This is a genomic window from Pedobacter humicola, from assembly GCF_056490705.1.
In genome coordinates, this window is the sequence record NZ_JBWJIG010000015.1 from 143573 (window position 1) to 152674 (window position 9102).

A 9102-nucleotide genomic window follows, 5' to 3' on the forward strand; every position below is an offset into this window, starting at 1 on the left:
CGTGAATAACATGCGCTCGATCAATCAACCTTGGACTAATGAACTAATGACTATTGAACCAATGAACCAAATAAACAAACGTTTGTCTCATTTTTTCATTACATAGCATTATTTCAGCTGGGTATCTATAAATTAGCCTCAAACAAATTTGAAATGAAATTTAGGCTTTTTTTATTGCTCTGCCTTATCGGGCAGCTATCTCTCAATGCACAAACACTAAAGTATACCAATGGTAATAATGCCTGGAATCCCGATTCGTTAGGTAACCACAGGGTTGTTCTTCAATTTGCCGGTACGGCTAAGATAGCGCATGCAAAAATTGATTGGCGCAGGAGGGACGAACATCCTGAATTAAAGGGCATCATCATTCAGGATGCCAACGGTAAAACTGTTTCGGTTGTGGGTACAGATAAGCTAACCAGAGAGAGTGCTGATATTTATTTCGAAGCTTCTGGCGCGGGAAAATATTATGTGTATTATCTGGCCTATAAAAATGAAGGCAGAAGCAATTATCCAAAAGGGGTTTACATTAAGCCTAAACAGGTTGACCAAAACTGGTTAACTAAGGCGAAAGAGGTTAAGGTAAACACCGCTGTGATAGAGATCCAATCTATCGATGCCTTCAACTCTTTTTATCCAATGGAAGTGATCGCTACAGCTAAAGAAACAACGGCTATAAAATCCAAATATCCGTCTGAAGCCTTTATCATATTCCCAGAAGATAGAATGTATCCGATCAAAATGCAGCGTGATCTGCCTTATCGTTGGGTACAAAAAGGCGCTACCAACACTTTTATCGGTTCAGCGAATAAGGGCGAAAATTATGCCTTCCAATTGGGGGTATTCGCTTTAAAAGATTTGCAGGATGTAGCTGTAACATTTGGTGATTTAAAAACGACAACCGGGAAAGTAATTTCTTCTAGAAACATCAACTGTTTAAACACCAACGGAACGAGTTATGATAACAAAGCCTTGGTTGAAACCGTAAATGTAGCTACTGGTAAAATTCAGCCGATGTGGATCACCGTTAATGTTCCAAAGAATACTGCTGCTGGTACCTATGCTGGTAAATTTACAGTTAAAGCGAATGGGAGATCTAAAATAATCGATGTTAAAATTACTATAGGTAACGAAGTACTGGCAGATGCAGGTGTAGGAACGCCAAATAAACAAACCCGTTTAACCTGGCTAAACTCGACTTTGGCACAGGCGAATAGGGTGGTTGCACCTTATACGCCGCTAACTGTTGAGGGAAATGTAATTTCTCTTTTAGGAAGAAAATTCGAGATCAATGTTGATGGTTTCCCTAAACAGATCCAAACATTTTTCAATGCGGATATGACCGCTTATAAAGAAAAGCCAAACAACATTTTAGCGGAGCCCATTCACTTTCATTTTTTTAATACTCCGAAAACACAGGAGAAATTTGTTCCGGGTAATTTCCAGATAACCAGCAAAGAAGCAGGTACGGTAAAATGGGTGGCTACCAATACTTCAGAAAACCTGAAGATGGATCTGGAAGGGGCTTTGGAGTTTGATGGTTATGTGCATTATGTGGTTAAGGTTACTGCTTTAAAGGATGTTGAATTTAGTAATGTTGATTTTCACATCCCCTTTGATAAAGGCTCTACAAAATATCTGATGGGTTTAGGAGAAAAAGGCGGCATCAGACCAGACACTGTAAAATGGAAATGGGATGTGGCCAATAAAAACCAGGATGCGGTTTGGATTGGGAACGTAAATGCTGGCCTGTACTACAATTTAAGAGATGAGCACTATGTTCGCCCGCTGAATACGAATTTTTATCTTCAGAAGCCATTATTATTGCCAAAATCGTGGGGAAATGGAGATAAAGGTGGAATCCAGATTAATGTAAAAGGAAGTTCAATGCTTGCTGATAACTTTACGGGAGCCAGAAGCATGAAAAAAGGTGACGTACTGTACTACAATTTCAATTTATTGATCACTCCTTTCCACTTAATCAATACCGATTTTCAGTGGGATAACCGCTTTTATCATAAATATGGGGATTTGGATACGATTAAATCTACTGGAGCAACAGTAGTAAATATTCACCATGCAACGCCGATTAACCCATGGATCAATTATCCGTTTATCGAATGGAAAAAGATGAAAGGTTATATTGATAATGCGCATGCTAAAGGATTAAAAGTAAAAATATATAATACCGTACGTGAGCTTTCTAACCATGCTTACGAATGGCCTGCTTTAAGAAGCTTGGGCACTGAAGTGTATTCGCCGGGTAAGGGCGGGGGCTTTAGCTGGTTACAGGAACATTTAGACTCTAATTACATTGCTGCTTGGTTTGTGCCCGAAATTAAAGATGCTGCTGTAATTAATAGCGGAATGAACCGCTGGCACAACTATTATGTGGAAGGAATGAACTGGTTGGTAAATAATGTAGGTATTGATGGTGTATATTTGGATGATGTGGCTTTTGATCGCGTAACAATGAAAAGGATTAAACGTGTATTGACGCAGAATAATCATCCGGGCATTATCGATCTGCACTCGGCAAACCAGTACAACAAAAGCGATGGTTTTAACAATAGCGCCATTTTATATCTTGAACACTTCCCTTATCTGAACCGTTTGTGGTTTGGGGAATATTTCGACTATCAAAAAAACAATCCTGATTTCTTTTTAACCGAGGTAAGCGGAATTCCTTTTGGCTTAATGGGAGAGATGTTACAGGATGATGGAAACCCTTGGCGCGGGATGATTTACGGCATGACGAGCCGTTTAGGCTGGTCGGACAAAAGTGATCCTAAACCTTTGTGGAAAGCCTGGGATAACTTTGGTATAAAAGGATCTCAAATGGTCGGTTACTGGAGCGAAAATTGCCCGGTTAAAACAGATAACCCAAAAGTATTGGCAACGGTTTATAAACAAAAAGGTAAAATAATGATTGCTTTGGCAAGCTGGGCAGAGGGAGACACCAAGGTTAATTTAACCGTTGATTGGGCTAAACTGGGCTTAGATGCCACCAAAGTGAAAATAACAGCACCTGACATTGATAAATTCCAAACGGCAGGAAATTATCCGGATGGTAAGTCGGTTCCTGTTGAAAAGGGAAAGGGTTTGATTTTGATCGTGGAGTAATCACCTGAGCCGTGGTTTGTGTCCCCACGAACCACATGAATAAAAATTAAAAGGTCAAGTTTTTTAGCTTGACCTTTTAATTTTATAACCTTATTATATCTTCACATTTTCCATGCCGTATTGTTTAAGTACATCAGCAGGAACACCTGCCCATTGATTTGGCGCGTTACCTACATAACCGATATCTTTTACGCCAATTTCCGTAGTGTAAAAGCCTGATGCAGTTAAATTTCTCATTCTATTGAAAAAGGTTACCCCTGCCTGCATTTCCGGTCTGGCTTTTTTAGGGTAAGCAATTTCATCTACAATTGAAATCTGTTGATCTGCAGAAGCCTCAACAAAGGGTTTCTGGAATTTATTAAAGCTATACACATCGAGCCATTTCAGGCCGCCACGCATGGGTACTTTATGTTCAGGGATATCTTTTACAATAAACTCGATAAATTCTGGCACTTTGGCGTCAGAAGCACTACCCGATACTTCATCTTTAGGAATGATAATATCCGCCAAAACCGTAATCGTAGCCATTTCATGTTTGGTGAAATAGGTTTCTGACCTCAGTTTTTTATCGCGGTCTATTTCCCATGGTTCTCTTCCGGTTTCTTTTCCCGTTTCTTCGGGTGCGGTAATATCGGTTTTGGCATCAGGCTGTTTACAGGCTTCTAATAGTACTGTAGTACTTACAACTGTTAAACCTAATGCCTTTATGGAATCACGTCTGTTCATATAGTAATTCTTTAAATGTTTTGTTTTTTCTTTTGAGCTAAAATGTATTCGGCGGTACGCATCGAAAGCGCGAGAATTGTCCAGGTCGCATTTTTATCACCTTGCTGTACAAACGGACCAGCATCTACCACAAACAGGTTTTTGCAATCATGTGCCTGACAATATTTATTCAACGCTGATTTTTTAGGGTCGTCGCCCATGCGGATCGTTCCAACTTCGTGAATGATTTTTCCTGGGTTTAACAAACCGTAATTGGTATCTGCGCCCTGAATTTCAGAGGTTACCACTGCTCCCATTTCTTTCATAATCGAAAGAAAAGTTTCCTGCATGTGTTTTGCCTGTAGAATTTCATCTTTATCCCATTTATAGTTGAACTTTAAAACGGGGATACCATATTTATCTACTGTATCCGGATCTATTTCGCAATAGTTGCTTTCTCTGGCAATGGCCGTACCACGACCCGCCATACCAACTCCTGTTCCATAAAAACGGCGGTAATCATCTTTTAAGGATTTTCCATAGCCTCCTGCTTCTTTCATTTTACCATCTCTGCCGGGTACCATCCCGTTCATTTGTGCTACGCCGCCACCAAATCCGTAAGCAGGCATGCCCATTCCACCCCAATATTCGATATGGTAACCGCGGGGGAAGTTTAATTTCCGGTTATCTAACCACCAGGGCGAATAGATGTGCACACTGCCAACACCATCTTCATTGTAGCGTTTTCTGTCCATTAACTGCGGAAGAAAACCCGAAACACTTGCGCCTGTAGAATCGTGCAGATATTTCCCTACCACGCCGCTACTGTTGGCCAAGCCGTTTGGATGTGATGATGATTTTGAATTTAATAGTATACGGGCAGATTCGCAGGCACTGGCACCTAAAATAACCAGTTTGCCCGTTACCTGATATTCTTGCAGATCTTTGCGGTTTACATAAGAAACACCTTTTGCTGTACCATCTTTGTCAGTAATCACTTCACGTACCATGGCATCGGTAATTACCGTAAGGTTACCCGTTTTTACCGCCGGGTTTACCAAACATGATGATGATGAAAAATCGCCGTAAACTTTACAACTTCTGCCGCATTGACCGCAGTAGAAACAAGGTGCGCGATCGCTATTATTGGGTAGTGCTTCAGTAAGGACCGACCCACGGCCCGTAATTACTTTTACCCCTGCTTTTTCTGCACCTTTTTTGATGAAAAGTTCATTTAATCTTGGTTTTGGTGGTTTCATGAAGATCCCGTCAGGCTCATTTTCCAAGCCTTCTGCTGTTCCATAAATACCGATCATGCGGTCTACTTTATCGTAAAATGGTTTTACGTCCGCATAAGTTATCGGCCAAGCATCAGTTAAACCATCGGTAGGTTTAAAATCCTGTGGTCCCATACGGAGCGAAATTCTTCCCCAATGATTGGTACGGCCACCCAGCATGCGCGAACGGAACCATTCGAATTCGCTTTTGTTTTTCTGGGTATAAGGTTCTCCTTCTAATTCCCAGCCACCATAAGAAGCATCAAAATCACCAAACGGACGAACGGTACCTGCACCGCGGCGTGGCGACTCCCAGGGCCATTTTAACTGATGTGAATCTAATCTTGGATCGAAATTTTGACCGGCCTCTAGCATTAAAACCTTTTGACCAGCATGGGCCAGAACATAGGCCGCCATCCCGCCACCAGCTCCCGAGCCAACTACAATGGCATCATAAACGGTAGGCGATTTTTTTATCTGAAAGTCACTCATTGATTATGGTTAGATGTTTTATAAACTCTAATCTAAAGCTTAATTTTTTGAAAAAAAAGTGTTCGGCTTCTTTGGAATCAATATAGATAATAACTCCGACGGTATTTCTAAATCGTATTACCTCATTCATTTATTTGAAGCTATGCCAGCGGTTTTTTGGGTTGAAAAGGCCTGTCCCAATTAGATTTACATCGTCCATCATTTTTTATAAAGTCGCTCTATTGTTACATTATGCCTGATTTGTTCCGCTCCAAATAAACTTGATTATCTTTGCCTTTAAAATTTATCAATGCCAGTGTCAGAATATATATCGCAATTTATCACAGCTTTAACAGAAAGCCTGGGTGCATCAACTTTTGTAAAAGTTTCTTTGGGGAATTATAGAGGCAAAGAAGAGGCTTTAAAACAAATACTCATCCGCAAAGTGGTGATCAAGCGCGAAGATAAACTGGCTTTTACCTATCGCTACAAAACCCGCGATGTGGTGAAAAATTATGCAATTAATGAAGCGATATCTCTTATTTCTGATCACCTGGAAAAAGGATTTAAGATTGGCACTTTATTTACCACCGAAAAAGATCTGATTTTGGAGGAGTTAAACAATGGCAAGGTTGTTTTGAGGGGAATAGCAGCATCAGGTGTAAAAGCACCTTCAGCAAGTCACGACAAAGAAAAAGCGCGATTGATCAAGCCAGATTCAAAATCGTATTTAACGGAGTTGAAAATTACTGATGCAGAAGGAAAGGTATTTAAAAATGCACAGGATAAATTCCGCCAGATTAACCATTACATCGAAATTTTAAGTTCTTTAATTAAGGAGTTACCTGAAGGTACCATTAAAAAAGTAGCCGATATGGGCTCAGGCAAAGGTTATTTAACTTTTGCATTATACGATTACCTCCATTCGGTTTTGAAATTAAGAACTGAAGTTGTTGGGGTAGAGTACCGCCAGGATATGGTTGATCTATGTAATCAGGTTGCGGATAAAGCTGCTTTTGATCAATTAAATTTTGTTCAGGGAACGATTGAAGATTACCATGCTGGTGGTGTTAACTTATTAATTGCATTACATGCCTGCGATACGGCAACAGATGATGCCATTTATAAAGGAATTAAGGCCAATGCCGAACTGATTGTGGTTGCACCTTGTTGCCATAAACAAATCCGTAGGGAAATTGAACAAAATAAAGTGAAAAATGATGTTTCATTCCTAACCAAATACGGTATCTTTTTAGAACGTCAGGCCGAAATGGTGACTGATGGTATACGGGCTTTAATTTTGGAATATTTTGGTTATAAAACCAAGGTGTTTGAATTTATTTCAGATGCGCATACACCTAAGAATGTGCTTGTTGTAGGGGTAAAAAGTAAAGCGCATAGCGCCGATCGGAAAGCGGAGATTTTAGAGAAAATTAAAGCTGGCAAGGAATATTTCGGAATTGGTTACCATCATTTGGAACGGTTGTTGGAGTTGTAGATTAGATTGAAAAAATTGATATTATATGAAATTACGCTTTATCCTCATCCTGTTACCTTTTTTCATTTCTTGTAAACCTAACAAACAATTGGGGGATGGAATTTTTGATCTAAATGATTTCTCTTTTAACTTAAATACCGCGCATTTGTATGAAAAATCGTTAAAAGGGCAAATTACCGATAATTATTATTCGCAGGTTGATACCAGTTTTAATACAGCAGAGGGAGATGATCATAAAAGTGTTTTAGGCATTCATTATATCATGAATATTAATAAAGAGATAGATACAATAGCAAAACTTAAAAATGTCTATTTTTTTAAAGTTGAATCAGTAACCGATGCCAAACAAAATCTGATGATGGTTTCGGCTGAGGGAAATGCAGATTTCAGGCAACAAATGAATCTCATTAAACAATTAATAATAGAATACGGAAAGCCAAAAGTTATTCAGCATATCAGTGGTTTTACAACGTTTACCTGGAGATTATCTGACAGAATTATTCAAATAAATGCTGAAATGATTCCTGATTACGAAAATGATAAGAATGCGAAAGAAGGTTTCTTAAATCCCAGTGGAGGATTTCTCAAAACTGATCATTATGAAAAGGATCACATCGCAAAGATTTTTGTGTATGTTTTTAATATTAATTATGAAGAACTGTTGGAAAAACATGCCGAACAGTGGCAAATTTCAAATGACTATAGTACACCTTATTTGCATGATGCCAATAAAATTATGATTTCTCCATTTAATTAAATATAAATCCAGAGCAATACCGGTTTCTTCTTGGTTTTTAACAGCACATCAATTTTTTTCATGGTAGCATCGCTCAAAACAGGGCAGCCGGCACTTTGTCCAAATAGAGTTTCCGGGTAAATTTCCTGGTTGGGTACAGGTGTGTAAGAATGTAAAACTACGATACGCTTAAAGGCATTGCTGTTTGTTTTTTCTAAACCGTACATTTTATAGTGTACATTGATTCCCCAATTACTGTAAGAGCGGTCTTTTACTTTGTATTTCCCCAATGAAGTACAATAACTTCCTTCTTTATTGCTAAAAACGGGTTTAATTGGTGTACTGCCCCCACCAACACCGTGCGCGCACAATCCTTCGATAGTAATTTCTTTCTGTTTAAAATTGTATAAAAAAATTCTGTTTTTGCCTGAATGGATACTCATATCAACCATAATGACGATGGATGTATCCATTTTGTTTTTCTGGCAGAAAGCTAAAGCCTCACTAATTCTTTTTTCACTTATTTTGTTATTTGCAGCCGGTTTGGAACCGAGGATTGTAAATAAAATGAGAAGAGCGGATAGCTTATACATAAAGTTAATTTTTCACGGTGTTGGTTGGTATGGCATCAACCAATAAGAAAATGACAAGAAAATACTATTTTGGTTGATGGGCCACCGATCGATGGATTTGTTTTATAGATGCAATAAAATTAGTGCGATTAAAGCTGGGATTGATTGAACATAAAGAATTTTTTTACTCGCCGTTGCCGCGCCATAAATACCGGCAATAATTACACAGGTTAAAAAAAATATGGCCACGTAAAACTTCCATTGATGATCGTTTATGCATAACGACCAGATTAAACCTGCTGCTAAAAAACCATTGTACAGGCCTTGGTTGGCTGCTAATGTTTTTGTGGGTACAAATAGATCTTTAGGTATGGTTTTAAAAACTCTTGGTGCCCTGGTGGTCCAGGCGAACATTTCTAACCAAAGAATATAGATATGGATCAAGGCAACGAGGCCGATTACGATTTGAGCTGCTAATTGCATTGTATATTGGATTACACAGATTTAAATGAGTATACAGATTGATTCTCCCTTTAAAGATATAAAAATTTGAGGATTATTATGATGCGTGATTGCAATGATTAAATTGATTCTACCGATCCTATTTTAAGGCGCTAGTTTCTTTTTACACTAACCTTTGTTCAATAAACCCCTGCCCGTTGCAGGCGGGCGATCAATGTCGTTAAGTTAAGCTATATCCCTCTGTACATTAAAGGTTTT

Annotated in this window: 7 protein-coding genes; 3 read left to right on the forward strand and 4 right to left on the reverse strand. The window is 38.9% G+C overall.

Going from position 1 to position 9102, the window contains the following annotated elements; genetic code table 11:
* Positions 1-153: 153 nt before the first annotated feature.
* The gene (locus AC04Q1_RS21055; RefSeq protein ID WP_478366509.1) at positions 154-3123 is read left to right on the forward strand and encodes a glycoside hydrolase domain-containing protein; all 2970 of its coding nucleotides are present in this window, start codon (positions 154-156) and stop codon (positions 3121-3123) included.
* Positions 3124-3216: 93 nt separating this feature from the next.
* Here AC04Q1_RS21055 and AC04Q1_RS21060 read toward each other — a convergent pair whose 3' ends face one another.
* Together AC04Q1_RS21060 and AC04Q1_RS21065 are read right to left on the reverse strand one after the other, a co-directional pair.
* A complete protein-coding gene (locus tag AC04Q1_RS21060; protein WP_478366510.1) occupies positions 3217-3849 on the reverse strand; it encodes a gluconate 2-dehydrogenase subunit 3 family protein in 633 nt (210 codons plus the stop codon).
* Between the two features lie 11 nt (positions 3850-3860).
* On the reverse strand, positions 3861-5597 hold the full coding sequence (locus AC04Q1_RS21065) for a GMC family oxidoreductase (RefSeq protein WP_478366511.1): 1737 nt from the start codon (positions 5595-5597) through the stop codon (positions 3861-3863).
* A 295-nt stretch (positions 5598-5892) separates the two neighbouring features.
* Here AC04Q1_RS21065 and AC04Q1_RS21070 point away from each other — a divergent pair, with 295 nt between their 5' ends.
* Together AC04Q1_RS21070 and AC04Q1_RS21075 are read left to right on the forward strand one after the other, a co-directional pair.
* Positions 5893-7074 carry a class I SAM-dependent methyltransferase gene (locus tag AC04Q1_RS21070; protein WP_478366512.1) on the forward strand — a complete coding sequence of 394 codons (1182 nt, stop codon included), beginning with the start codon at positions 5893-5895 and terminating at the stop codon, positions 7072-7074.
* 25 nt (positions 7075-7099) lie between these two features.
* The gene (locus tag AC04Q1_RS21075) at positions 7100-7831 is read left to right on the forward strand and encodes a hypothetical protein (RefSeq protein WP_478366513.1); all 732 of its coding nucleotides are present in this window, start codon (positions 7100-7102) and stop codon (positions 7829-7831) included.
* Here AC04Q1_RS21075 and AC04Q1_RS21080 read toward each other — a convergent pair.
* Positions 7828-8403: a murein L,D-transpeptidase catalytic domain-containing protein gene (locus AC04Q1_RS21080; RefSeq protein ID WP_478366514.1), complete on the reverse strand. Its 576-nt coding sequence runs from the start codon at positions 8401-8403 to the stop codon at positions 7828-7830. The two genes, AC04Q1_RS21075 and AC04Q1_RS21080, sit on opposite strands and share 4 nt — an antisense overlap.
* Before the next feature lie 102 nt (positions 8404-8505).
* Positions 8506-8865 (reverse strand): DUF1304 domain-containing protein, encoded by a 360-nt coding sequence (locus tag AC04Q1_RS21085; RefSeq protein WP_478366515.1) that lies wholly within the window; start codon positions 8863-8865, stop codon positions 8506-8508.
* Positions 8866-9102 lie beyond the last annotated feature (237 nt).

What these genes read in the sequence shown, in the direction of transcription:
- AC04Q1_RS21085 (WP_478366515.1), bottom strand. Translation starts at nt 8,865, where the DNA reads ATGCAATTAGCAGCTCAAATCGTAATCGGCCTCGTTGCCTTGATCCAT.
- AC04Q1_RS21075 (WP_478366513.1), top strand. Translation starts at nt 7,100, where the DNA reads ATGAAATTACGCTTTATCCTCATCCTGTTACCTTTTTTCATTTCTTGT.
- AC04Q1_RS21055 (WP_478366509.1), top strand. Translation starts at nt 154, where the DNA reads ATGAAATTTAGGCTTTTTTTATTGCTCTGCCTTATCGGGCAGCTATCT.
- AC04Q1_RS21065 (WP_478366511.1), bottom strand. Translation starts at nt 5,597, where the DNA reads ATGAGTGACTTTCAGATAAAAAAATCGCCTACCGTTTATGATGCCATT.
- AC04Q1_RS21060 (WP_478366510.1), bottom strand. Translation starts at nt 3,849, where the DNA reads ATGAACAGACGTGATTCCATAAAGGCATTAGGTTTAACAGTTGTAAGT.
- AC04Q1_RS21080 (WP_478366514.1), bottom strand. Translation starts at nt 8,403, where the DNA reads ATGTATAAGCTATCCGCTCTTCTCATTTTATTTACAATCCTCGGTTCC.